The 23,064-nt window shown below is 54.9% G+C and carries 24 protein-coding genes; 13 read left to right on the top strand and 11 right to left on the bottom strand.

Annotated features, from left to right (window positions below):
* Positions 1–45: 45 nt before the first annotated feature.
* Both A11S_RS07825 and A11S_RS07820 read left to right on the top strand, forming a co-directional pair.
* Complete coding sequence (locus A11S_RS07825) at positions 46–3,006, top strand: hypothetical protein (protein ID WP_235067609.1); 2,961 nt, start codon at positions 46–48, stop codon at positions 3,004–3,006.
* Positions 3,007–3,081: 75 nt separating this feature from the next.
* Entirely contained in the window at positions 3,082–3,567 is a 486-nt protein-coding gene (locus A11S_RS07820) for a VOC family protein (protein WP_015467965.1), read from the top strand.
* Here the strand turns inward: A11S_RS07820 and fliP are convergent.
* The 4 genes from fliP to A11S_RS07800 form a co-directional block, all read right to left on the bottom strand.
* On the bottom strand, positions 3,564–4,442 hold the full coding sequence (gene fliP, locus A11S_RS07815) for a flagellar type III secretion system pore protein FliP (protein ID WP_015467964.1): 879 nt from the start codon (positions 4,440–4,442) through the stop codon (positions 3,564–3,566). The genes A11S_RS07820 and fliP overlap by 4 nt on opposite strands.
* Positions 4,420–4,710: a flagellar biosynthetic protein FliO gene (locus A11S_RS07810; RefSeq protein WP_015467963.1), complete on the bottom strand. Its 291-nt coding sequence runs from the start codon at positions 4,708–4,710 to the stop codon at positions 4,420–4,422. The genes fliP and A11S_RS07810 overlap by 23 nt, the downstream gene beginning before the upstream one ends.
* A 109-nt stretch (positions 4,711–4,819) precedes the next feature.
* Positions 4,820–5,824, bottom strand: coding sequence for a D-alanyl-D-alanine carboxypeptidase family protein (locus A11S_RS07805; RefSeq protein WP_015467962.1), 1,005 nt, complete (start codon positions 5,822–5,824; stop codon positions 4,820–4,822).
* 152 nt (positions 5,825–5,976) lie between these two features.
* Positions 5,977–6,366, bottom strand: a complete 390-nt coding sequence (locus tag A11S_RS07800) for an EscU/YscU/HrcU family type III secretion system export apparatus switch protein (protein WP_015467961.1) — start codon at positions 6,364–6,366, stop codon at positions 5,977–5,979.
* A gap of 65 nt (positions 6,367–6,431) precedes the next feature.
* Here A11S_RS07800 and flgB point away from each other — a divergent pair, with 65 nt between their 5' ends.
* The 3 genes from flgB to A11S_RS07785 all read left to right on the top strand — a co-directional run bounded on the left by flgB (position 6,432) and on the right by A11S_RS07785 (position 7,663).
* Positions 6,432–6,842: a flagellar basal body rod protein FlgB gene (gene flgB / locus A11S_RS07795; RefSeq protein ID WP_015467960.1), complete on the top strand. Its 411-nt coding sequence runs from the start codon at positions 6,432–6,434 to the stop codon at positions 6,840–6,842.
* Positions 6,843–6,881: 39 nt separating this feature from the next.
* Positions 6,882–7,301: a flagellar basal body rod protein FlgC gene (gene flgC, locus A11S_RS07790; protein ID WP_015467959.1), complete on the top strand. Its 420-nt coding sequence runs from the start codon at positions 6,882–6,884 to the stop codon at positions 7,299–7,301.
* A gap of 74 nt (positions 7,302–7,375) precedes the next feature.
* Positions 7,376–7,663, top strand: a complete 288-nt coding sequence (locus A11S_RS07785; protein ID WP_015467958.1) for a flagellar hook-basal body complex protein FliE — start codon at positions 7,376–7,378, stop codon at positions 7,661–7,663.
* Between the two features lie 147 nt (positions 7,664–7,810).
* Here the strand turns inward: A11S_RS07785 and A11S_RS07780 are convergent, their stop codons facing one another.
* Entirely contained in the window at positions 7,811–8,131 is a 321-nt protein-coding gene (locus A11S_RS07780) for a hypothetical protein (protein WP_041802593.1), read from the bottom strand.
* 350 nt (positions 8,132–8,481) lie between these two features.
* Positions 8,482–9,846, bottom strand: a complete 1,365-nt coding sequence (locus A11S_RS07770) for a peptidoglycan-binding domain-containing protein (protein ID WP_015467956.1) — start codon at positions 9,844–9,846, stop codon at positions 8,482–8,484.
* 202 nt (positions 9,847–10,048) lie between these two features.
* On the opposite strand from A11S_RS07770, the gene fliQ reads away from it, so the two are divergent.
* From fliQ to A11S_RS07750, 4 genes are read left to right on the top strand one after another with little or no spacing between them, the layout of a single operon-like run.
* Positions 10,049–10,315, top strand: a complete 267-nt coding sequence (fliQ, locus tag A11S_RS07765; protein WP_014103234.1) for a flagellar biosynthesis protein FliQ — start codon at positions 10,049–10,051, stop codon at positions 10,313–10,315.
* A 1-nt stretch (position 10,316) separates the two neighbouring features.
* The gene (fliR, locus tag A11S_RS07760) at positions 10,317–11,093 is read left to right on the top strand and encodes a flagellar biosynthetic protein FliR (protein ID WP_015467955.1); all 777 of its coding nucleotides are present in this window, start codon (positions 10,317–10,319) and stop codon (positions 11,091–11,093) included.
* Between the two features lie 6 nt (positions 11,094–11,099).
* Positions 11,100–12,170 carry a flagellar biosynthesis protein FlhB gene (flhB, locus tag A11S_RS07755; RefSeq protein WP_015467954.1) on the top strand — a complete coding sequence of 357 codons (1,071 nt, stop codon included), beginning with the start codon at positions 11,100–11,102 and terminating at the stop codon, positions 12,168–12,170.
* Between the two features lie 51 nt (positions 12,171–12,221).
* Positions 12,222–14,756: a hybrid sensor histidine kinase/response regulator gene (locus A11S_RS07750; protein ID WP_015467953.1), complete on the top strand. Its 2,535-nt coding sequence runs from the start codon at positions 12,222–12,224 to the stop codon at positions 14,754–14,756.
* A gap of 26 nt (positions 14,757–14,782) precedes the next feature.
* On the opposite strand, the gene A11S_RS07745 is transcribed toward A11S_RS07750, so the two are convergent.
* Complete coding sequence (locus A11S_RS07745) at positions 14,783–15,046, bottom strand: hypothetical protein (RefSeq protein WP_041802588.1); 264 nt, start codon at positions 15,044–15,046, stop codon at positions 14,783–14,785.
* 26 nt (positions 15,047–15,072) lie between these two features.
* Complete coding sequence (locus A11S_RS07740; protein ID WP_015467951.1) at positions 15,073–15,690, bottom strand: YcbK family protein; 618 nt, start codon at positions 15,688–15,690, stop codon at positions 15,073–15,075.
* Between the two features lie 169 nt (positions 15,691–15,859).
* Between A11S_RS07740 and A11S_RS07735 the strand changes: the two genes are divergently transcribed.
* Together A11S_RS07735 and recA are read left to right on the top strand one after the other, a co-directional pair.
* Positions 15,860–16,324, top strand: a complete 465-nt coding sequence (locus A11S_RS07735) for a hypothetical protein (protein WP_041802586.1) — start codon at positions 15,860–15,862, stop codon at positions 16,322–16,324.
* Positions 16,325–16,512: 188 nt separating this feature from the next.
* Positions 16,513–17,664 (top strand): recombinase RecA, encoded by a 1,152-nt coding sequence (gene recA, locus A11S_RS07730; protein WP_041802584.1) that lies wholly within the window; start codon positions 16,513–16,515, stop codon positions 17,662–17,664.
* A 100-nt stretch (positions 17,665–17,764) separates the two neighbouring features.
* Here recA and A11S_RS07725 read toward each other — a convergent pair whose 3' ends face one another.
* Genes A11S_RS07725 through dapA form a run of 3 tightly spaced genes read right to left on the bottom strand, consistent with a single transcriptional unit; the run spans position 17,765 to position 19,949 of the window.
* Positions 17,765–18,487 (bottom strand): type VI secretion system-associated protein TagO, encoded by a 723-nt coding sequence (locus A11S_RS07725; protein WP_015467947.1) that lies wholly within the window; start codon positions 18,485–18,487, stop codon positions 17,765–17,767.
* Between the two features lie 57 nt (positions 18,488–18,544).
* Complete coding sequence (gene smpB, locus A11S_RS07720) at positions 18,545–19,036, bottom strand: SsrA-binding protein SmpB (RefSeq protein ID WP_015467946.1); 492 nt, start codon at positions 19,034–19,036, stop codon at positions 18,545–18,547.
* Positions 19,029–19,949 carry a 4-hydroxy-tetrahydrodipicolinate synthase gene (gene dapA / locus A11S_RS07715; RefSeq protein WP_015467945.1) on the bottom strand — a complete coding sequence of 307 codons (921 nt, stop codon included), beginning with the start codon at positions 19,947–19,949 and terminating at the stop codon, positions 19,029–19,031. Before dapA ends, smpB begins: the two co-directional genes overlap by 8 nt.
* A gap of 75 nt (positions 19,950–20,024) precedes the next feature.
* On the opposite strand from dapA, the gene A11S_RS07710 reads away from it, so the two are divergent.
* Together A11S_RS07710 and A11S_RS07705 are read left to right on the top strand one after the other, a co-directional pair.
* The gene (locus A11S_RS07710) at positions 20,025–22,112 is read left to right on the top strand and encodes a lytic transglycosylase domain-containing protein (RefSeq protein WP_015467944.1); all 2,088 of its coding nucleotides are present in this window, start codon (positions 20,025–20,027) and stop codon (positions 22,110–22,112) included.
* A gap of 140 nt (positions 22,113–22,252) precedes the next feature.
* Positions 22,253–22,933: a LuxR C-terminal-related transcriptional regulator gene (locus tag A11S_RS07705; protein ID WP_015467943.1), complete on the top strand. Its 681-nt coding sequence runs from the start codon at positions 22,253–22,255 to the stop codon at positions 22,931–22,933.
* Positions 22,934–23,064: the final 131 nt, after the last annotated feature.

The following is a 23,064-nucleotide window of genomic DNA, read 5'->3' as shown; positions in this document are numbered from 1 at the left end:
CGTCTGTTTTTGCTCACCGGCGTTTGTTTGACGGCGCTCATGCCCATGGCATGGGCCCAGGACCGTGTGTCCATTCGCACCGGGACACATTCGGATTATTCGCGCGTGGTGTTCGATTGGGGTACATCCGCGCCATATGATTTGCAGCAAACGGAACCGGGTGTTCTCGATCTGACCTTCCGCAAAAATGCGGTGCCTGATCTCACGGCGGTTGAAAAATTACCCAACGTTGCGTCGGTTGAAAAATTATCCGCCGATGGCGAGAATTTGAAAATTCGTATTCGCATTCCGGCGGACAGCAAATATCGCCATTTCCTGATCGGTGATCGCGTGGTGGTGGATGTTTACAATTCCGCGACCGGGACGAAAGCTGTTGCAGCACCGGTGTCCGCGAAACCAACGGAAGAAAAACCCGTTCAGGCGACAAAGGCCCCAACGCCAACGGCAAAGCCCGCTGCAACACCGCCTGTGGTCGATGCCGCACCTGTATCAACGCCTGCTGAAACGACATCGGCACCTGTTGCCGCTGCTGAATCTGCGCCCGAAGCTGTCGCCGTGGTCGATCAGGGCCCGACGGTGCTGGAGCAGGAGGCGGCCCGCATCGCGGACCCGCATGTCATTACCGTGTCCTCGACCGAGGAAATGGGGCTGGCCGCGTTTGAGCGCAATGGGTATTTGTGGTTGGTGATTGATCGCCCGTCTTTATCGGTTCTGCCGCAAATTAACGGGCCGAAGAAGGAAGAGTTTACGCCGTTTGAAAAGGTTGCAACATCCGAAGGCGGCGTGGCGTATCGCACACGCATGCCCGGAACCGCGACGATTGAGGGCGAGGGCGGGGGCTTGATCTGGCGTGTGATTGTATCGCCAAAGGACAAGGCCGTTGAACCGACGCCACCGACGCGCGAATTTAAGTCCGGCGATGATATTCGCGGCGGGGCGATGGCGTGGGCGATGCCCTTGGTGACCAAAAACCTGAGTATTGTTGATCCCGACGTGGGTGACACAATTTTGGTGGCCACGGTCGATGCGGCGGACCAGTTCGCCGGAACGGAACGGAATTTCGTCGATTTTGAACAATTAAATTCATCCATTGGTTTGGCGATTGTGCCGAAGGCCGATGATGTGAAATTTGAAAAACGTGCGGGCGGTGTTGCGGTGACGCGTCCGGGTGGTTTGGCCTTATCGCGCATGCGCGATGTGACGCAACGGATTATTGAACAGAAAACCACGGGCGAAACCGAAAACCCGGCGGCCACAGACCCGACGAAAACGCCGCGCATGTTTGATTTTAACCGCTGGATGATGGGGGGATTAAACGCCCTGCATGATAACCAGCATATCCTGCTGGCGGGTATGGCGGATAAGGATAAGTCCGGCCGCGTGCAGGATTTGTTGATGATGGCCAAAATGAACATGGCCAATGATCGCGGACAAGAAGCCGTCGGCCTGTTGCGTTTTGCCGAAAGTGAAATGCCGGATATCAAGGAAAGCCCCGAATTTCTGGCCCTGCGCGGTGTTGCGCTCAGCATGGCCAGCATGTTCGAAGATGGTTTCCGGGACCTGAACACCGCGGCGCTGAAAGATTATCCAGAGCTGGATTACTGGCGTGCCTATGCCGCTGCCGGTTTGGAAGACTGGCAACAGGCGAAAAAATTATTACCGACCGATATGACGATTGTATCGGAATATCCGCGCCGGTTGCAGGAACGCATGCTGTTGCGTCTGGCTGAAATCGCCCTGCGTTCCGGTGAGGTGAAGGCGGCGGAATCCATGCTGGGGATGTTGCAGAAAGAGCAACAGCATCTGCAGCCGTGGACGGTGGCCGCGATGGATTATTTGCGCGGTGAGGCGCATCGTCAAAACAAAGAATATACAAAGGCCGAAGAATACTGGAAGCCGTTGTTGACGGGGAAAGATGATTTGTATCGGGCCAAGGCCGGTCTGGCCCTGACCATGCTGCAACTGGATCAGGGAACGATCAAGCTGGAGGAGGCGGTCGATCGTCTGGAAGGTTTGCGCTATATGTGGCGCGGTGACGAGCTGGAGGCCCAGATCAATTCCCGTCTTGGCAAACTTTATCTGGATCAGGCCCGTTATATGAAGGGGTTCAGCATCCTGCGTGACGCCGTGGCGATGAGCCCGGGCACGGATATTTCCAACGACATCGCCTATATGATGACGGATTCATTCAAAAATCTGTTCCTCAGCGACGCGTTGGAGAAGATGAGCCCGGTTGACGCCATCACCGTCTACGAAGAATTCCGCGAACTGACTCCGGACGGGGATGACGGTAACCGTTTGATCCGCCGTCTGGCCGAACGGTTGGTTGATGCGGATTTGTTGGGGCGTGCGGCGACCTTGTTGCAGTATCAGGTCGATTATCGTTTGCAAGGGCGCGAGGCGGCGGATACGTCGCTGCGTCTGGCGGCTATTTACCTGCTCAGCGATAATCCGAATCCGGTCCTGCGCGTTTTGGACAAGGCGACGACAACCTATGCCGGGTTGCCCAAGGACGACAGCGTGAACCAGAAACTGCGCGAAGCCGCCATGTTGCGTGCGCGGGCTTTGTCTGAACTCAAACGCGTGGATGAGGCGCTGGCGATCTTGAATACCTATCCGCCGTCCCCTGATATCAACCGTCTGCGCGCCGATATCGCGTGGAATGCCGGTCGGTGGCAGGATGCGGCGATTGCGTTGCAGGATTTGATCGTTGATCAGGCGATTGTTGCGGAACGCCCGCTGACGCAGGCGCAGGCAGATATTATCCTGAACCGGGCCGTCGCCCTCAATCTGGCTGGTGACCGTGTGGCTTTGGCCAACATGCGCGAACGTTTCGGCGACCAGATGATGAAAACGTCACGGTCCAAATTGTTCGACGTGGTGACGCGGTCCCGCACATCGACCCTGGCATCCGACCGCGAAAGCATCGCGGCCCTGGTGTCCGAGGTTGATCTGTTTAAGGATTTTCTGGATACCTACCGCGCGTCGGACCAGCCTTCAAACTAATCTGACCGGGCTTGATTGCCGTTTACCATCATCTACATAAGGTGATGGTTGTAATGTTGTGCCCGGATGGTTGCCATGAATGATTTTTCCCCTGTTGCCGACGGCGTTCGTATCGGGCACGTCCACTTAAAAGTGGCGAACATTGATCGGGCGCTGGCGTTCTACCATGGCGTTCTGGGGTTCAGAATTACCCAGCGTTATGGGCGTGGGGCCGTGTTTCTGGCCTCGGGTGATTACCACCACCATATTGCGCTCAATACATGGGAAAGCCTGAATGGGGGGCCGCCTGCGCAGGGAACGACGGGGCTTTATCATACGGCCATTGTGTATCCGACGCGGGCCTTGCTGGCGGATGCGTTGCGACGGGTTATGGCCGCGGGTATTCCCCTGGATGGGGCCGCCGACCACGGTGTAAGTGAAGCGTTATATTTACGCGATCCGGACCAGAACGGTGTTGAATTATATTGGGACAAGCCGCGCGATCAATGGCCGTTCACTCCTGACGGCGAACTGGCGATGAAGAGTGATGCACTGGATCTTGACGCTTTATTGAAGGCTTAAGGAACGGTTCCAATCGCTTCCGCCGGGACGTCCGGGATCAAAGCCGGGGACGGCATATTGATCGGAACGGCACCGACATCGAAGCTTTGCACCAGTGTCCCGGCCAACAGGTGCCAGCCATCAACCAGAACAAAGAATACGATCTTGAACGGCAGTGAAATCATCACGGGCGGCAGCATCATCATACCCATGGACATCAGGATGGACGCCGTCACCATGTCGATGATGACAAAGGGCAGGAACAGCATAAAGCCGATTTCAAAGGCGCGGCGCAGTTCCGAAATCATAAAAGCCGGAATCAAAACCTGCAGCGGCACAGCCTCAGGGTTGGGGAAGGGGTCGGATTGGTTCATTTGCGCGAACAAAGCGAGGTCTGTTTCGCGCACATGTTTGAACATAAATTCGCGGAACGGTTCGACGGTGCGTTTGAACGCTTCGACTTCGTCAATCTGTTCTTCGATCAATGGCACAACACCGGCCTGATACGCGGTCTGGAATGTCGGGGCCATGATGAAGAAGGTCAGGAAGATGGCCAGCGAGATCATGACCGTGTTCGGCGGTGTCTGCTGAATCCCGATGGCGGTCCGCAGGAAGGACAGCACCACGATGATCCGCGTAAACGACGTCATCATGATCAGGATCGATGGGGCTAGTGATAAAATGGTCAGCAACGCCACCAATTGAATGACGCGGCCACTGACCGTTCCATCCTGCGCGCCTGCGCCCATATCCAATGTCACGCTTTGCGCAAAGGCGGGCGTGTTGATCAAAATCGTCAGGACGACCATGGAGATGGCAGACAGAGCCAGCCCGCATAAAGCGAACTTGTTCTTCAGAACGCGGCGGGGGGCGTTATCCGTTTTTGTCTGTGTCATCGCGTGTCACGATCCCTGTTTCAACGATTGTTTCCCCGTTGGGGCCAAGAATGATCAGATGCTGGCGTGCGTCATCCCCATGCCCGCGGCGGAGCAGGATGGCGCGGCGGCGCGCGTCCAGCGATAAAACTTCCACCACGCGCATTTGCCGGCTGGCCCCGGTCATAGGCAGGCGCCCGGCATTGATCCGGCGCATGACTAGGCTCAATCCCCCCATCAGCGCCAGAACGAAGATCAGGGCGGCGGCAAAACGGACAAAATCTGTCAAAGATAACAATTCCATAGCGTGCCCAGCATGGCCGCATGGGGGGCGCGAGTCAATTCCGTGCACCCCCGGATACCCGGAGATGCACAGATTTTAAGTGTGCCAAGCGATTTTAGAACAAATTCAACCGCGGATCACGATACTGAGCCGGAGCCCGGGCGGGCAGGGGGCGGTTGAGCGGAATGCCATGTTCCCGGCGCAGGGCGTTGTACCCCTGAACCATTAATCCGGCCAGTGTGTTGGCCAAAGCGGGTTGCGATTGCCCGCCAAATCCAACGGCCAGAACTTTGTTGCCATTGGCATCGCCGGCCAGCGCGACCAGGTTGTGCCATGAATTACGGATAAATCCGGTTTTCATGCCCATCGGGGTCAGGCCGATGCGATCCAGTTGGAGGCGCGCCTGCGATTGCGGCATGGTTGTGTCACGGACCAGACGGTTCACATTATACGGGCGGCGACCCAGCGTGCGATCCGTGTGATACGAAAATTCCGCATGGGCAAAAAAGTCCAGCCGTGTTGGATAGGTCAGCACAATATGCCGACCCAGCGTGGCCATATCGCGGGCGGTTGTGCGCTGATACCGGTTGTTCAACCCAGACGCATCATAAAACCGCGTGTTGGTCATGCCCAAACGGCGGGCCTTGCGGTTCATGGCTTCAACAAAATTGGCTTCGCTGCCGCTGATATGTTCGGCCAACGCCACGGCAACATCGTTGCTGGAACGAGTCAGCAGCGCAATCAGGCAGTCATTGACGGACAGCGTATTACCAACGCCAACATTCAATCGCCAATGTTCCACGTTTTGTGAACGGGCGGAAAAGGTGACGGGTTCGTGCAATGTAATGTCCCCGCCGCGCAGGGCATCGAACACCAGCAAGGCGGTCATCATTTTGGTGAGCGATGCGGCATAGCGCAGGCCATCAACATTGTGGCCGCTCAACATGCGTCCGGTGTTCACATCAATCACGATGTTGCTTTGCGCGCGAGCGACGGGGCGAATGTCGTTCGATCGTGCGGCTTCGGCAAAATGCGGGGTCAGGCTGCTCAGGAATAAAGCGCCCAGACCGATCGCTGTGGTTTTCAGAAAATTGCGGCGTGATTTTGTAATGTCACCCATGGCCATGTCCCTGTTATGCGGTGGTATTTTTATTGATTGGGGACACATAAGCAGAAAAACGGGATTATGGACAAGGGGGTTTTTGTGACTTTACAGAAAATCTATATTGCGGCGCAAAGGTCCGCAGGCGGCAGGCTTTAATCGATGGGCCGTTAATCGTCTTGGCCCGGTTCTTGCTCTGACTCGTTCAGAATGGCGTCAAAGGGGTTTGGTTCCCCGTTGGCGCGATAGACATAACACAGCACCTCCGCCACGGCCATAATGGCCTCGGTGGGGATGGGGCTGTCGACTTCCAGCGCCACCAGCATTTCGGCCAGGGCGCTGTCTTCACGCACGCGGACGCCGTTGGCGAAGGCGAGCTGTAATATTTGCTCGGCAATTTTGCCCCGTCCGGCGGCAGAAATGGTCGGCATATCCCCGGGTTCGCCCGTGGCGGAAATCGCCACGGCGGACGCGCGTTTATTTGTTTTTTCTTTTAAATTCAGTGGCTTGAGTTGGTCGTCCCCGGGCTTTTTCCCGCCATTTTCGGTGTAATCGGCCATTGGCACAGATCCTGCAAAGCTTTTAGCGGTTGGTACGGTTGAAACGAACAAAAGGCCCAAACGCCATGACAACACAAAATATAGGTTTATTCAAAGCCCTCGGCGCGAAAATGAACTATCTGGACCAGCGCCAGAATATTTTGGCCCAGAACGTGGCCAACGCCGATACGCCGGGTTACCGCCCGCACGACCTGGAAAAGGTTGATTTCGGCACTGTGTTGAAAAACGTGACCAAGGAAAACGTGGTCCGCCCGGTGACCACCAATCCGCGCCACATGCCAGCCCCGAACGAGGTGGAAACGGCACGCAGCCCGGAAATGAAAAAGGTTTATGACGTGGCCCCGACGGGTGATGCGGTTGTTCTGGAAGAACAGATGGTCAACGCCAATAAAAACCAGATTGATTACAATTTGATGACCAGCATGTACCAGAAAAACGTCGGCATGATCCGCACCGCATTGGGTGTCGGTCGATAAGTCAAAGAACAGCAGAACAAGGCATAAAAGGGGTTTAAAATGGCAGATGATATGTTCACAGCGTTATCGGTTTCCGCCGCAGGCATGCGGGCGCAAAGCACGCGCGTTCGCGTGGTGGCCGAAAACATGGCCAACGCGGATTCCACCGGCACAACGCCGGGCGCGGACCCGTACCGCCGCCAGACGGTGACGTTCAAAAACGAACTGGATCGCGCAACCGGGGCCGAGATGGTGGAAGTATCCAAAATCGGCACGGACAAGAAAACCCCGTTCATCCTGAAATACCAACCGGACCACCCGGCGGCCGATGACAAGGGCTATGTGAAAATGCCGAATATCGACTCGATCGTCGAAATGATGGATATGCGCGAAGCTCAACGGTCTTACGAGGCCAATCTGGGGATGATCGAACAATCCCGAACCATGATGATGCAGACAATAAATCTTCTGCGCCAATAACGGTTTTATGGTATAATAACAGGGTGTAACAATTAAGGTTTAAAGCCATGGTAAATTCAGTCGCAAGTCCCGCAATGGCCGCCAACGCCTACGCCAATATGGCGAAAACCGCATCCGGTGCCGGTGTCGCCGCCGAAGATGGCGCGGTGTCCTTTGGCTCGATGATTGAAAAGGCCGCGACCGAATCCATCGCCACCATGAAAAACGCCGAAACGGTGCAGGCTCAGGCCATTATCGGCAAAGCCGGGCTGGCCGACGTGGTCGAAGCGGTCACCGCCGCCGAACTGACCCTGCAATCCGTCGTGGCCGTGCGTGACCGGATGATCAATGCGTATCAGGAAATTATGCGGATGCCGATTTAAGATGTTGGAAGCCTTCATGAAAAACCCCGTTGCCATCTGGGCACGGGGTTTTTTCATGAGGGATCAAAACATCCATTGGAATTTGGCATGTGTGATTTTTTCATCTTTGATTTCTAAAATTCCAGGGACGGGACGTTTCTTAGTTTTCTAGCGTCCTGACCATACAAACAATTCAACGGATTCGAGCGTGTAGGGTGTTGCAAGGGTCGCAATAACCAGATGGGACGTCAGGGCGTAGGCTGTGGTCATGTTGTTTTTTAAAAACGCACGCACAATAATAATTGCGATGATACCAACAAGAAGTAGCGCAATAAAAGCGGTGATCCCTTGCGCGTAATAAAAACATGGTTGAAAAATATTCGGAACTGGCAGAAAACACACCCATCGCAACTCATGAATAAGAATAACCGCCCAATATAGGCCTATGGGCCAAATGATTTTTGGGTCTATAAAGGGGGTGGTTGTCATTATTGTACCGTTATGATGACCTGATGATGTAAGTCCAGACAAGGGCGTATATAAGATGATGGGTAAATTTGGACAGGGTGATCATAAGCAGGATGTGAATGATGTAAATCGATAACACACTCGTGGCTTTGGTCCGGATTGTGCGGATCAGATTCAAGCCGATTTTAAAGATGGCCCATGCCATGATGATGTATGTGAGAGGGAGTGTTTTGGGCGATATATCAACCGTTAGGACTGGGTATATCCATGAGTTCCACGCGAATCCATCATAAAACAATGCCAGCCAATACACGTAAAATGGCCAGCATTGTTTTGGGGAGATGAATGTCAGGATCCAGTGAAAAGTTTTTTTAGCGTTCGGCCTCCATTTTTTTTGCTCCCCACTGGAATTTTGCATTTGTGATCTTTCCGTTTTTAATTTCCAAAACGCCCGTTACGGGCTGTTCTTTTGTGCCTTCAATATTGAAAGGCTCTGCTTTCCCTGCTGTTGCAAGGAGGCGGTGATGTTTGAAGGCCAATTTATCAAAGACCGTATCGTCATTAAAGTCATAGCGGTCCTTGATTGTATGGCGAACCGTTCCGCTGATTTCAATTTTATCGCCATGGCGTGTGGCTTGTAAATCCCCGGTAGAGCGCATTTTTGTGGCCCCGATTGAGAAAAATCGATCTTGATCTTTTGTTATCCCTTCTGATCGTTTTATATCTCTGTCCCAGTATTCTGATTGCCCATCTTTTTGCGGATTGATCAGTTTTACGGTTTCTCCATCTTTCATGTTTAAGATTTGGTCTTTCAAAGGCGATTTGGGGCCACCTTCCTTGTCCACAAATCCTTGCGTAATGCTTTGTTCGAAGCGCGTTTCGTTTATCTTCATTGCGTCTTGATAAACAGGGCTCTTCTCAATTTCTTCAATGGGCATTTTATAGTCCTGTCCACTTTTTCCGATGTAATGTTTCAAAAGTTTAGCGGAAAAATTATGTTCATTTTTTTGAAGATAATTTAAATCATTTTGAACCTTTCCTTCCGCCTTCTCAATTTCGGCCTGAGAAATTTCTGTGTTGTTTGGTGCATCCTTTTCTTCCGCTTGGCCAGAATCCGGAATTTCGGTGGGTTCCGGTTTTTCATCGGTTCCTTCGGTATCCGTATTTGGCGCAGATTCCGGGTTTTCTTTACTATCGGGTTCGCTTACCGGATCGGGCGATATAATGTCTCCTTCTGCGGTTTCAGAGGATTCTGTGTCCATATCACCAAACGGTTTGGGGCGTGATGGGTCTTTCTCATCCATTGGAAAACGTTCATTCGGATCCTGCATCAGGCCGAGTTGGACCAGGATATTCTTGCTGCGCTTTTCTTCGCGCTTTTGTTCCGGGAAATAGGGTGGGGTTGTTACCCGTCCCGTGGCGTCTGTGACCCAGACATCATCGGCTGCGTCAAAGATTTTTTCCGGGGCCAGCCCGGATAGAATGCCAAACAAGCCGCGTTCCGTTTCACCACCGGGGCGCAGGATGCCGTCCACACGCAGGCCGCGGTCTTTCTGGAACTTGCGGATGCTGTCATCCAGTTGTCGGGTCAGGTAGTCATTTTCAGTTTCATCATTAAAATATCCGGCGTTGGCCAAATTACGTTTGGTTGTGCGGATATCCTCGGGGTTGTTTTCTAAGGCATTACCAACATTGTTTAAGAGGAAGTCGGAAAATAAATTGGGTTTTATGCTCATGGTGTGGGTGTCCTGCTTAAAGTGATAAAAAAGCCCCTGGCGTGCCGTTTTTGAAAACGGGCGCAAAGGGGCTTGATTTAAGATTATATTCCTATAAATGGGGTGTGCTGTCAAGCCAAAAGCGCAGCTTTTTCCAGAGGATAATCGTATTCACCCCCAAAACGGGTATCGCGCGGGCGGGGCTATCCCGTATAATTGAACTATGAACGAAGAAGAGATTATCGAAGTTGCCCGTGAAGCCATCATGCTGACCATTGAGCTCAGCACGCCGACGCTTATGGTCGGTTTGGTGGTGGGGGTGTCGATTGCGCTGGTTCAGGCCCTGACCCAGATTCAGGAAATTACACTGGTGTTCGTTCCCAAAATTCTGGCGATCTTTATTGCGCTGTTTATCTTCCTGCCGGGCATGGCGACGGCGTTGATTGCCTTCATGGAAACTCTGGCGGATCGCATGATCGCGATTCAGTAAGATGGAAACGCTTCAGCATTTCATCACCACTGGCGTGTTTGCCTTCATCCTGACCTTTGTCCGGGTGGGGACGGCGTTGATGATTATGCCGGGGCTGGGCGATTCCTTTACACCGCAGAACGTGCGCCTGCATCTGGCGCTCGCCTTGGCGCTGGTGATGGCGCCGGTCGTGGCACCGCACATGCCGGACCCGATACCGGGTACGACCATGTTGCTGAGCCTGATCGTCATGGAATTTATCATCGGCATGTTTATCGGCACGGTGGCGCGCATTTTGATGGCGGCGCTGGATACGGCGGGCATGATCATGTCGATGCAATCCGGTCTGGGCAACGCGCAATTGTTCAACCCGGCCTTTTCGACGCAGGGTTCAATTCTGGGCGCGTTTTTGTCCGTCATGGGCATGGTGTTGGTGTTCAGCACCAATTTGCACCACCTGTTAATCATGGGGGTTGCGGATTCATACAACATGTTTCCGGTGGGATCATTGCCCGATGTTGGCGGTATGGCGAATATGATTGGCCAGGCCATTTCGGCCAGCTTCCGCATCGGGGTGCAGGTATCGGCCCCGTTTATCGTTGTGGGTTTGATGATTTATATCGGCATGGGTGTTCTCTCGCGCCTGATGCCGCAGATTCAGGTTTTTATGATCGCCATTCCGGTGCAAATTCTGATTTCGTTGATGACGCTGGCGCTGATCCTGTCGGCGGGGATGTTGTTCTGGTTGCACCAGTTTGAGGAGGGCATGGTGTTCTTTCTCATGTCATCGGGAGGATAAAACCCGATGTCGGATGAAGAAGACGATTCCTCTAAAACAGAAGACCCTTCCCAGAAAAAACTGGAGGATGCCAGGCGACGCGGCCAGGTTCCGATGAGCCGCGAGGTCAATAACTTCGTCATGTTATTGGCCGGAACCATCATGATCATGGCCTTTGCCGGGCCGCTGATGGAAAAGCTGACCATCAATTTGCGATCCTATATTGAAATGGCCGGGCAGGCATCGCCCGGGCCGGGGATGATTTCATCGCTGCTGGGCGATTCGTTCTGGATGGTAATGGGGGCGATTGGCATTCCGCTGGTGGCGTTTATGTTTGTGGCCTTTATCGGCGGATTTGTTCAGGTCGGCCCCTTGCTGGCCCCGGAAGTCATCAAGCCGGACATCAGTAAAATATCGATCAAAAAGGGATTCCAGCGTCTGTTTTCCAAACGGTCATTGATGGAATTTTTAAAAGGCCTTTTGAAATTCGGTATCGTCGGCGCGGTGGGAACGGTCTTGCTGATGCCGTTTTATGGCAGTGTTGAGCATATCGTCGGGCTGGAAATGTACGACATTATGCATGAAACAGAAGATCTGATTATCCGGTTGATGATGGGCGTGTTGATGGCGCTGGTCGTTCTGACCGTGATTGACGTGGTGTACCAGCGCCAGGACCACATGAAAAAGCTGCGCATGTCGAAACAGGAATTGAAAGACGAATATCGCCAGACCGAAGGTGACCCGATGGTCAAGGCGAAATTGCGCCAGTTGCGCGCGGAGAAAGCGCGCCAGCGCATGATGGCCAACGTGCCCAAGGCCGATGTGGTCATCACCAACCCGACCCACTTCGCCGTGGCCCTGCAATATGACCCGGACAAGATGGAGGCACCGCTCTGCGTGGCCAAGGGGATGGATCAGGTCGCCCTGCGCATCCGTGAACTGGCCAAGGAACATAAAATCACCATCCACGAAAACCCGCCTCTGGCGCGCAGCCTGTATGACACGGTCGAGGTGGATGAGGTCATTCCAGCGGAACATTACAAGGCCGTGGCCGAGATTATCTCCTTCGTCTTCCGCCAAAAAGGCAAGTTGAAATAAGCCCATTTCCCCCTGTTAATGCCTTGTTCGATATGGCATATTCTTTGGACTATGCGCACCGATCATTCTGAATTTATTGCCCGTCATCATCGTTCCGCCCAAAGCGGGGGGGATACCCCCGCGCCGAGCAGTCGCCGCCGTTTGCTGATGGCATCCAGTGCGATTGTGGCCTATGCCGCCGTGTGTACGGGCGTGGCCATGTTTATGGATGTGCCGCGTGAGAGCGTTGCGGTGGCCGGGGCGGCGTTCCTGCTGGCCACCGGGGTGGCGTTTTTGATGCAGCGCGGGTTTAAGCTGCACGCCAAACAGGAAAAAGAACGCGCGTTGTTGCGTGAGGTGCTGGAGGGTAGCCGTGGGGCGCGCCTGATCACCGATGGCGCGGATAACAGCATTTATTTCAACCAGCGTTTTTCCGAATTATGTGACGGTATTGGTGCGCCCAATTTACAAACGCTGGCGCAATTTTTTACCGATGACGACGAAGCCGCCATGCATTTCCGCCTGTTGGCGGATCAGGCGCATCGTGGCTTGACGGATTCCATCGAATTGCACAGCGTGCGCGGCGATTCCGATTATTGGTTTATCGTCACGGCCCAGCCGATCGCCGGGTGGGCGGGATATATTCACTGGCGTATTGATGATATCAGCGAACAGCGCGCCAATGACCGCGCCGTGCGCGAAGAACGCGAAAAGCTGATCGACTTTACCGACAATGCCCCGGTGGGGTTCTTCTCCGTCGATGAAACCGGGAAATTCGTGTTCGTGAATGCCACGCTGGCCCGTTGGCTGGGTGAAGATATCGAAAACCTGCTGGCGCACGGGCATTTGCACACTTATCTGGATCAGCCGCCGGTGGATGCGCATCCCTATGACGTTGTCGAAGGGGGCGGGGCGAAACAGGTTGTTGAATTGCTGATGAAGGGCCCGGCGGGCAAAACCTTCACGGCATCCATTTCCCAAGCCGTGGTGAACGAAGCCGACGGTGCGGTGCGGACGCGCGGCGTTGTCCACGATTTGACCGCGGAACGCGCGATGAAGCAGGCGTTGAAAGCCTCCGAAGACCGCTTCCAACGGTTCTTCGAAGAGGCACCGCTGGGTATCGCCATGCTGAATGCCGATGGCGTTCTGGGCGACGTGAACCATGCGCTGGCCTCGATGCTGAATGGTCAGGTGGAAACGTTTGAAGGTCGCCATTTCGAAGGGTTGATCCACGAAGATGACCGCGCCGCCGTGATGGACGCACTGGATAAAATCGTTCATGCCCCGCAAAAGGGTGTGGCCGCCATGCCTGCGCCGATGGAGGTGACGCTCCTTGGTCTTGAAGGTAACGTGACGACGCAAATGTTCGCCCGCCGTTTTCGCGGCAGTGACGGCGTGGTTCTGCATTTTATTGATTTGAGCCGCCAGAAAGCGCTGGAAGCGCAATTCGTGCAATCACAGAAGATGCAGGCCATCGGGCAACTGGCCGGTGGCGTCGCGCACGACTTTAACAATTTGCTGACCGCGATGATCGGGTTCTGTGATCTGTTGCTGTTGCGGCACAAGCCGGGTGATCCGTCCTTCTCGGACATTATGCAGATCAAACAAAACGCCAACCGCGCCGCGAACCTCGTGCGCCAGTTGCTGGCGTTCTCACGGCAACAGACCTTGCGGCCGAAGGTGCAGGATATCACCGATATCCTCACGGAAATTTCGCATCTGCTGCGCCGTTTGATTGGTGCGAATATCGATTTGGATGTCGTGCATGGTTCCGACCTTGGTCTGGTGCGCGTCGACGTGGGCCAGATGGAACAGGTGTTGATCAACCTGGCCGTGAATGCGCGCGATGCCATGGATGGCGGCGGGCAATTGACCGTTGAAACACGCGCGTTCCGTAACGATGCGCCCATGACCTGCGGCACCGATGAAATGCCCGCGGGTGATTGGGTTGCGATTGCGGTGACGGATACCGGGTGCGGTATTCCGCCGGAAAACATGGCCCGCATTCTGGAGCCGTTCTTCACCACGAAAGAAGTGGGGCAGGGCACGGGCCTCGGCCTGGCCACCGTGTACGGGATCGTGCGGCAGACGGGCGGATATCTGGGCATCGACAGTGTGGTGGGTGAGGGCACGACCTTCACCATCTATCTGCCGCGCCTGTCCGATACCGAAATTGAACATGACGATCACAAGGATGTTGAGGAAGATACAACGCGCGACCTGACCGGGACCGCGCGCATCCTGCTGGTCGAAGACGAGGACGCCGTGCGGACTTTCTCCACCCGCGCCCTGACGAACAAGGGGTACGAGGTTCTGGACGCCGAAAGCGGCGAAGCGGCTCTGGCCGTTATTGAATCGCTCAAGGAAAAACACGGTGGCACCATGCCGGTGGATCTGGTCGTGACCGATGTGATCATGCCGAATATGGACGGGCCGACCCTGGCCCGCCGCCTGCGCCAGGAAAACCCAAGTTTGAAAATCATCTTCGTTTCCGGTTATACGGAAGAGAAGCTGAAAGAACACATGGGTGAAAATATCTGGTTCCTGCCCAAGCCGTTTACGTTGAAACAGCTGGCGGCGAAAGTGAAGGAAGCGTTGGAAGAGTAAACGCTTCTTCAATTTCGGCTAAAAAGTCAGGCCGATATTGAATAGGACCGCGACGGGTCTTTCTGGGTCGACAATTTTTTGTCGACGGCCTGTGATACTTTTTTCATGTATTGGGACTCTTCACCCAAGCCGAGACCCAGCACCCCAAGTTCAATTGCAGAGGCAACGCCTGCTGATAAAAGGACGGCCTTGTTGAAGGCTTGTCTGGATTTGCTTGTGTTCTCCGCGCTGTACATGTGTGCTTCACGCTTTTCGAGAAAGGTTTTTGTGAAATAGGGGAGCTTTTCCATGGGGTTCTATCTTTCCTGTTGTTGGGTTATTTAAATTTTGCGCAATTGATGTGGGCCGGGTTCCAGTTGGCGGGCCAGAATCGTTTGCGGGCGGTGTCGATATGCACGAACCCGTCCTGTTTATAATATCCAACGCCGCCGGACCCCGTGCACCATGCCACATCGCGTGATGTTTCGGTGCTGACGCCCGGGATGCGGAAATCAATGGCGTTACCGTGCGTGTGTTGGGAATCTTTCCCTTGCGCGCCACCGGCTGCGCGCAGGGCATTGTTGGTTTGCAAGGCGCGGTAGCCGGAAATAATTTCAAACTTGATGCGGATGCCCGGGCTATAGCGTTTGACCGCCTGACCAATGTCGTAAAGGCGGTCGAGCGTTTTGGGGTTGATCTGTGTTTCCTCGTTCCGGCGGTGATCGCGCAGAAGGTGATTGATCTGCTGCAATCCGGCGGGGACATATTTCCCATCCCGCTTGTAAACGACGTTGATCGTTTCCTTGGTGTGAAGATTGTGCAGGTGCAGAGATTGTTCCGCAGAGGTGGTGGTCGGTGCCGCGCTGGCGGTGTTAAACGCGAGGGCGCAGCCCAATGTCAGGGCGGCGACGATTCCTGTGGCATGGCCTTGAATTTTTGATCGCGTTCCGTTCATGTCCGCCTCCTGCCTTTTGGCTTGTTTTATGGGGGGATCGTATAAACATATGGAAAATTGCGCAAGTTTTTTGTCCCGTGCGCTCCCGCCTTCTAACGCCTTGTTTTTTTGTGTAGACTAAAGGCAACAAAGCCGAAAAATCGGCGCAGGGTAAGGTTTGGGATCATCTATGGGAACTGCGTATGACGAGAGTTTGACGGCTCGGTTTAACCGGCTGTCATTCTGGGGACGCAACAGCCTGCGGAGCGCAGCGCTGGCCGAAACTCTGTCGGGCATGGTCCGTGAGGGCACGCAAAAACGCCCGTGGCTCTATCCATTCTTCATGGCCTATATGGTTTGTTTAACGACGCCACTGCCTGTTCCGGGCGGCAGCACGGTGCTGTTGGCGCTGACAGGGCTTTATGCGGCTATTCCGATTTTGCCGGGGGCGAAGGCCCTGCGCAGCAGTTTTGCCGCCGCGGTGCGTCCGCCTGTGCTCATGGAAAATTACATGGGCTTTATTCGTCCTTCGGTGGATCGGCCCCAGGCCGATTCTGTCCGGGGCATTGCGCTGGGATGGCGGGTGACGTGCCGGGGGGCGGCGGATATGTGGCAATCAACCCGGATCGCGTTCGCGGCGCTTCGTGCGGCCTAATTCATTGAATTAGAATATAAATCCTTCTTATCCTCAAATGTTTTTATTTTGTTCTCTTTTACGCTTTACAAAGAGAACAAATGCGGTACAGTTGCAATCAGAGGACAGAATCAAAAACGACCGGGACTTGCGTTGCAAAGCCAGCCCGGCCATGCAAAATCAGGGGATATCAAATGACCGTCACTTCTATGAACAAGGCAGATACCGCAATGGAACAACGCAGCAACGCCGAAAAATCAAAAGCTCTGGACGCCGCTCTGGCGCAGATCGAACGCGCTTTTGGCAAGGGTTCGATTATGAAACTGACGGGGGATACCAACCCGATGCAGGTTGAGGCCGTGTCGACGGGCTCGCTGGGGCTGGATATCGCGCTGGGCATTGGCGGTTTGCCGCGTGGCCGGATTATCGAAGTGTTCGGTCCGGAATCGTCAGGTAAAACCACGCTGGCTTTGCAGGTGATTGCCGAAGCGCAGAAGGCCGGCGGTACATGCGCCATCGTTGACGCCGAACACGCACTGGACCCGTCCTATGCCAAGAAATTGGGCGTGAATATTGATGACCTGCTGATCTCCCAGCCGGATACGGGTGAACAGGCGCTGGAAATTGCCGATACGCTGGTGCGCTCCGGTGCGCTGGATGTTCTGGTGATTGACTCGGTGGCTGCTCTGGTTCCGCGCGCGGAATTGGAAGGCGAGATGGGCGACTCCCACGTTGGTTTGCAGGCGCGTTTGATGTCGCAGGCTTTGCGTAAAATTACCGGCTCCATTTCCCGGTCCCGCACCATCGTTATTTTCATCAACCAGATCCGTATGAAAATCGGTGTGATGTTCGGTTCCCCGGAAACCACAACCGGTGGGAACGCGCTGAAATTCTACGCGTCCGTCCGTCTGGATATTCGCCGCATCGGTACGATCAAGGACAAGGAAAACCCGGTCGGAAACCAGACGCGCGTGAAGGTCGTGAAAAACAAAATGGCCCCGCCGTTCCGTCAGGTGGAATTCGACATCATGTTTGGTGAAGGGATTTCCAAGATGGGTGAGTTGATCGATTTGGGCGTTCAGGGCAACCTGGTTGAAAAATCCGGTGCCTGGTTCTCCTATGACGGTCAACGCATCGGGCAGGGCCGTGAAAACGCGAAACAATTTATGCGTGATAACCCGGAAGTGGCCGCAAAGCTGGAAAACGAAATCCGTACCAAGGCGGGTGTTGTTGCCGATGCCATGCTGGTCGGTCCGGAAAGTGCAGAAGAAGCGTCTGACGCCACAATGGAAGCGGTGAATGATACCGTTGACACGACGGACGATGATGCCGCACCGAAGCGTGGCCGTAAGGCAAGCTAAGCGCCTTTAATTAAAAGTTTGGTTTCAGCACCAAGGAAAAGAAGCCCGCCGATCTCCCCCGGCGGGCTTTTTCTTTCTCATGATATGGTGGCGTAGATTGTTATTTTGCGCAGGCGTTTTTTAACGGCACGATCGCCTTGTCCAAGCCACGCAGATCGAACGTGGATTCGATCATGCTTTTCGTCGGCGGGGTGACTTGCGTGTATAAACGTTCGCTCTGCAAAGCGGCTTCAATCAATGCGTTGGCATCAGGGGCGAAGGCACCCAAATTATCCTGGGACAAATCCCAAATTACTGTCGTTGCTTTGCCGCCGTCAAAGCGTGTGGTGATGGCGGTACGGGGGCGGGTGTTTTTGCTTTTATCGGCCAGATTGACGTGAAACACCAAATAGGATTCCGTCTGTCCGTCCCGGCAGCGCATCACCAATGTCGGCCATACATTACCCTCTCTTGGTGTCATGATCGGGGCGTTGGCTTTCAGGCTCAGCATGATGTTGTGGCGGCCCGAAATGCTGGATTTTTCGTTGATGATATCCCATTTGCCAATGTCCTGCCCCAGATCGGCCAGTGTCAGGGTTTGCAAATTATAATCGGCCAGCGTGTCGTCATAGCAGCGCAGGCGTGTCATCGATAATTGAATGTCCTTGCACGCGCGCAAGCGCCGCGCCATTTCGTTGGCGACATCAATCGGCGTTTCCGGTTTTGCGGGAATGGCCTCCGCCGGTGCCGCCGGGGCGGCGCTGTCGGTTGCATATGACGGGGTTGAAAAACCAAACGCACAGCCCACGCACAACGCCAATGTCAGGGTCCGAAAAAATGTCACACCAATCCTCCGTTCTGTATTTCGAACGTATAGTGTAACAAAAATTGGGGGTGGGGGCTATTCCCGGGACTTGAGCAGGCGCTGTTTCTGGCGGCCCCAGTCGCGTTCTTTGCTGGTTTCGCGTTTGTCGTATTGCTTTTTGCCCTTGGCCAGCGCGATTTCCACCTTGGCCAGGCCTTTGCCGTTGAAATACAGCTTCACCGGCACGATGGTGTATCCGTCACGGGTCACGGCCCCCATCAAACGGTGAATTTCCTTCTTTTTCAGCAGAAGGCGGCGCGGGCGGCGCGGGGCGTGTTGCAAATGGGTGCCCGCCTGCTGATATTCGGCGATATAGCAATTATACAGCCAGATTTCACCGTCATGATCGGCGGCAAAGGCTTCGTTCAGGCTGCATTGCCCATGGCGCAGGGATTTGACTTCGGTGCCGGTCAATTCAATCCCGGCATCGAATTTTTCTTCCAAATGGTAATCAAAACGGGCCCGGCGGTTATCGGTAACCGTCTGGTTGACAGAAATTAAGCCTGTTTTCTTGTCTTTCTTAGCCATGGGCCCGCACTATGGTGCCACTTCCGGCGGAAATCAAGCCGGCCTTTTCCATCGCCTCGTCCATTACGGCGCGGGCGTTGGCGGTCGCGGGCACCAGGGGCAGGCGCACCTCATCCCGGCACAGCCCCATGCGGGCGGCACCGTATTTGACCGGGGCCGGGGATGTTTCAATCATGGTGGCGCGGCAGAGGGGTGCCAGTTTATCGCGCAATTCCGCGAATGTTTTCAAATCCCCTGCAACCCATGCATCCTGCATCGCGGCGCTGTCACGCGGGGCGAGGTTGGAAATGACGGAAATAACCCCGTGTCCGCCCTGGGCCAGATAACCGGGGGCCGAGCCATCGTCACCGGAGATCAGGCAGAAATCATCCTTCACCCGGGCCTTGATCAAGGTCGGGCGGTCCAGTTGCCCGGTCGCATCCTTGACCCCGGCGATGCGTGGCAGTTCGGCCAAACGGACCATGGTGTCGTTGGTCATGTCGACAACGCTGCGGCCCGGAATGTTGTAAATCAGAATCGGGATATTGGTGGCATCATGGATGGCCTTGAAATGGGCGTACAAACCGTCCTGGGTCGGTTTGTTATAATAGGGGGTTACAACCAAGGCGGCATCCGCCCCGGCATTTTGGGCGAACAGGGTGGTTTCAATGCTTAAATCTGTGGAGTAACTGCCCGTTCCGGCAATGACCGGCACGCGCCCCTTGACCACGGCAACGGTGCGTTCGACAATGGATTTATGTTCATCTTTCGTCAAAGTCGGCGATTCACCCGTGGTACCACAGGCGACAACACCATGAATGCCTTGCTCAACCTGCCATTCAACCAGATCGTCATACGCCTTCCAGTCAACCGCGTTGTTGACGAAGGGGGTGATCAGGGCGGTCATTGCGCCGCGGAAGCGAATGGTGGGCATGGTCATATCCTTTTGGCGCGTGCGCCGTTTGGCCGGTCCTTGACGGGCCTGTTGTCTAAAAACGTTCTCACTCTAATGCCAACGGGCCGCGTGTTCAAGAAAGCTGCGTATGCAGGGGCCTTGGCACTGATTTTGGCGGCTTTTGTTCCGCAACCATCGCCGTATGGTGCGGCGCAGGGGGGCGGCTGGGGGCCGTCCATGGCGTTTGCGGCAAAATCGGCCCCGGTTGTCGGGATGTCGGCGAATGATGCCGCCCTGACCGTTAAGGCGCTACAGGCCGCGGCGCAGGGGAGCTGGTCCTACGCTGAAAGCCTGATCGCGCAAACGCGTGATCCGCTGGCGGCGCGCATCTATTACTGGATGTATTATACGCAAAAGGCGGGGCCGCATAATTTCCGCCGCATCTCAAGTTTTGTCGGACAAATTCCAAGTTGGCCGCGTCAGGGGGCGTTGCGCCTGAGCGCCGAAAAATCCGTGTCATCCGACACGCCGATTCAGGATGTGGTGCAATGGTTCAACACATACAAACCGCAAACGGCGGATGGCATGATGCTGTATCTGTCCGCCCTGCGCGCCGCCGGGGCGAACAAGGATATTCCCGCCATTTTGAATACGTGGTGGGCGGACACGGCGTTCGGCCCGGAATCACAGGACAAGTTTTTGCGGACATGGGGAAAAACCATCACGCGTGATGCCCATATCAAACGCTTGAACATGTTGTTGTCGCGTGACTATCAATCGGCGGCCCGTGGTATTGCGAATATATTGGGCCGTGGTTATCCGCAATTGGCCGAGGCGCGCATCGCGTTGGCGGCGATGTCACCGGGGGTGGATGGGGCCGTGGCCCGCGTGCCCGCCAATTTGCAAAATGATCCGGGTTTGATGCTGGAGCGTTTGCGCTGGCGCCGGAAGAAAGACATGGATTTTAAGGCGATTGAAATCCTCCATAACGCGCCGCCAGCCTACACGCAACCGGATCCGGATGCGTGGTGGCGGGAACGTCATATCATGGTGCGCCGCCTGATCGAACGGAAACAGTATGAAAGTGCCTATCTGCTGGCCGCGAAACACGGCACCAAAGAGGGTGCGTCCTTTGCCGATGCGGAATTTGTTGCGGGTTGGCTGGCGTTGCGTTTTGTGAAACGTCCATGGGAAGCGTTCGAGCATTTTGAACGGCTTTATCACAATTCGTCCATGCCCATTACACGCGGGCGGGCCGCATTCTGGGCCGGGATGGCCAGCGAAGCCTTGGGGCACAAGGACATTGCCCGCAAATGGTACGAGGCGGGTGCGGTGTATTCCACCACGTTCTATGGCCAGATGGCACTCGGCAAGCTGGGGCGGGATGATACGCTGGTCACCGCCATGCCGGATTTAACGATGCAGGCCCGTACGGCGTTTGAAAAGCATGACATGGTTCAGGCGGCGCGGTTGTTCAAGCGTGCGGGGCTGAATGATTATTCATCATCGTTCCTGCGGGCTTTTGCGGTGCAGGCCAAAACGCATGATGATTTCCATCTGGCCGCCGATCTGGCAACGGAATTCAGCCAGCCTGACACGGCACTGGCCGTGGCCAAGGAAGCGCAGAAGAAAGGCTACGTTCTGGCCGATTTCGCCTTCCCCACCATGTTGTCGCGGATGAAAAACGTTGATACGGAATGGGCGTTGGTGCACGGGATCATCAAACAGGAAAGTGCGTTTGATACAAAAGCGCAAAGCCCCGCCGGTGCGCGTGGTCTGATGCAGTTGATGCCCGCGACCGCCAAGGAAACGGCGAAGAAAGCCGGCATGTCGCACCAGACGGATTGGTTGACGGCCCGCCCGGATCATAACGTGAAACTGGGATCGCTTTACATCGACCAGATGTTGCGCCGCTATGACGGGCACTACCCTTTGGCGATTGCCGCCTATAATGCCGGACCGGGGCGGGTGAGCCAGTGGTTGGCAGAGTTTGGTGATCCGCGTAAAGGCGAGATTGATATGCTCGATTGGATCGAAATCATTCCGGTGGCCGAAACGCGTAACTATATACAACGCGTGATGGAAGGCGTTTTTGTGTACCGCCACAAATTTGCCAAAGTGCAAAAAACATCGAATGCGCCCATTCATATCAGCTACTTACAGCCGTTGAACGGGGCGGAAAACGGGCGTGCAACGCGCTAAACCGACAAGTTTTTTTGATGGTCTTGAGGAAATATAAACGCATTCTATATCTTTCGTATGGGATAATGGATGCATAGTGACCCATATCCCTGGGTATAGACCGCACAGAGTATATTGTGCCCTTGTTGGGAAATGATTGAATGAAGATTATTTTTGCTGATGACCATACGCTTTTTCGCGATGCCTTGACCCATTATATATTGCAGGCCGACCCCACGGTTGAGGTTCTGCCCGCGCATGATTTGCATGGGGTCATGGAACATTTACAAACGAATAATGATGTCGACCTGATCCTGCTGGATTTGAAAATGCCCGGCATGTCGGGGTTGAAGGGGTTGGAAAAAACCATCTCCCTACGCCCGAGAATACCGGTCGCGATCGTGTCCGGCTTGGCCGAACAGGCGGATATAGAGGAAGCGCTGTCCATCGGTGCGCGCGGGTATCTGCCCAAAACGTTGCCGGGAACCGCAGTGATGCAGGCGATCCGCAAAATTGTCGGCGGTGAGATATTCGTGCCCGTTGATCACAACACCAATATGATCATGGCATCGCACGATCACGGTGTTTCTTCTGAACAATCCAGACCCGATGCGCCGGCCATACCGGAGGATAAAAACCTGACCCCGCGTGAACGCGAGGTGCTGGGTTATCTGATGCAGGGGGCCACGAACAAGGATATTGCCCGTGCATTGGATCTTCAGGTCGTGACGGTGAAATTGCACGTGCGCGGCATTTGCCGCAAGCTGGGCGCAACCAACCGGACCCAGGCCGTTATTCTGGCGCAGCAAGCCGCCGCGGCCGAACATAACCATATCCATTAAGCTATAAGTCTTGTCATCCCCGTGGCCCCGCGCAAGCGGGGCTGAAACGGCGGGGATCCGGTTTGCGCGCGGCGTTGCCGCGCACATTATTGTGCCGGATGCCCGCCTGCGCGGGCATGACGGTTGTGGAC

The sequence above is a fragment of the Micavibrio aeruginosavorus EPB genome (assembly GCF_000348745.1).
GTDB lineage: Bacteria > Pseudomonadota > Alphaproteobacteria > Micavibrionales > Micavibrionaceae > Micavibrio > Micavibrio aeruginosavorus_A.
Note: the sequence above shows the minus strand (reverse complement) of the source record. Positions and strands in the feature narration are given on the sequence as shown.

What these genes read in the sequence shown, in the direction of transcription:
- fliQ (WP_014103234.1), top strand. Translation starts at nt 10,049, where the DNA reads ATGAACGAAGAAGAGATTATCGAAGTTGCCCGTGAAGCCATCATGCTG.
- A11S_RS07740 (WP_015467951.1), bottom strand. Translation starts at nt 15,690, where the DNA reads ATGAACGGAACGCGATCAAAAATTCAAGGCCATGCCACAGGAATCGTC.
- fliR (WP_015467955.1), top strand. Translation starts at nt 10,317, where the DNA reads ATGGAAACGCTTCAGCATTTCATCACCACTGGCGTGTTTGCCTTCATC.
- A11S_RS07745 (WP_041802588.1), bottom strand. Translation starts at nt 15,046, where the DNA reads ATGGAAAAGCTCCCCTATTTCACAAAAACCTTTCTCGAAAAGCGTGAA.
- A11S_RS07710 (WP_015467944.1), top strand. Translation starts at nt 20,025, where the DNA reads ATGCCAACGGGCCGCGTGTTCAAGAAAGCTGCGTATGCAGGGGCCTTG.
- A11S_RS07785 (WP_015467958.1), top strand. Translation starts at nt 7,376, where the DNA reads ATGGCCGCCAACGCCTACGCCAATATGGCGAAAACCGCATCCGGTGCC.
- A11S_RS07820 (WP_015467965.1), top strand. Translation starts at nt 3,082, where the DNA reads ATGAATGATTTTTCCCCTGTTGCCGACGGCGTTCGTATCGGGCACGTC.
- A11S_RS07705 (WP_015467943.1), top strand. Translation starts at nt 22,253, where the DNA reads ATGAAGATTATTTTTGCTGATGACCATACGCTTTTTCGCGATGCCTTG.
- A11S_RS07805 (WP_015467962.1), bottom strand. Translation starts at nt 5,824, where the DNA reads ATGGGTGACATTACAAAATCACGCCGCAATTTTCTGAAAACCACAGCG.
- flgC (WP_015467959.1), top strand. Translation starts at nt 6,882, where the DNA reads ATGGCAGATGATATGTTCACAGCGTTATCGGTTTCCGCCGCAGGCATG.
- recA (WP_041802584.1), top strand. Translation starts at nt 16,513, where the DNA reads ATGAACAAGGCAGATACCGCAATGGAACAACGCAGCAACGCCGAAAAA.
- flgB (WP_015467960.1), top strand. Translation starts at nt 6,432, where the DNA reads ATGACAACACAAAATATAGGTTTATTCAAAGCCCTCGGCGCGAAAATG.
- flhB (WP_015467954.1), top strand. Translation starts at nt 11,100, where the DNA reads ATGTCGGATGAAGAAGACGATTCCTCTAAAACAGAAGACCCTTCCCAG.
- A11S_RS07735 (WP_041802586.1), top strand. Translation starts at nt 15,860, where the DNA reads ATGGGAACTGCGTATGACGAGAGTTTGACGGCTCGGTTTAACCGGCTG.
- A11S_RS07770 (WP_015467956.1), bottom strand. Translation starts at nt 9,846, where the DNA reads ATGAGCATAAAACCCAATTTATTTTCCGACTTCCTCTTAAACAATGTT.
- A11S_RS07780 (WP_041802593.1), bottom strand. Translation starts at nt 8,131, where the DNA reads ATGACAACCACCCCCTTTATAGACCCAAAAATCATTTGGCCCATAGGC.
- A11S_RS07825 (WP_235067609.1), top strand. Translation starts at nt 46, where the DNA reads ATGGCATGGGCCCAGGACCGTGTGTCCATTCGCACCGGGACACATTCG.
- A11S_RS07800 (WP_015467961.1), bottom strand. Translation starts at nt 6,366, where the DNA reads ATGGCCGATTACACCGAAAATGGCGGGAAAAAGCCCGGGGACGACCAA.
- fliP (WP_015467964.1), bottom strand. Translation starts at nt 4,442, where the DNA reads ATGACACAGACAAAAACGGATAACGCCCCCCGCCGCGTTCTGAAGAAC.
- dapA (WP_015467945.1), bottom strand. Translation starts at nt 19,949, where the DNA reads ATGCCCACCATTCGCTTCCGCGGCGCAATGACCGCCCTGATCACCCCC.
- A11S_RS07750 (WP_015467953.1), top strand. Translation starts at nt 12,222, where the DNA reads ATGCGCACCGATCATTCTGAATTTATTGCCCGTCATCATCGTTCCGCC.
- smpB (WP_015467946.1), bottom strand. Translation starts at nt 19,036, where the DNA reads ATGGCTAAGAAAGACAAGAAAACAGGCTTAATTTCTGTCAACCAGACG.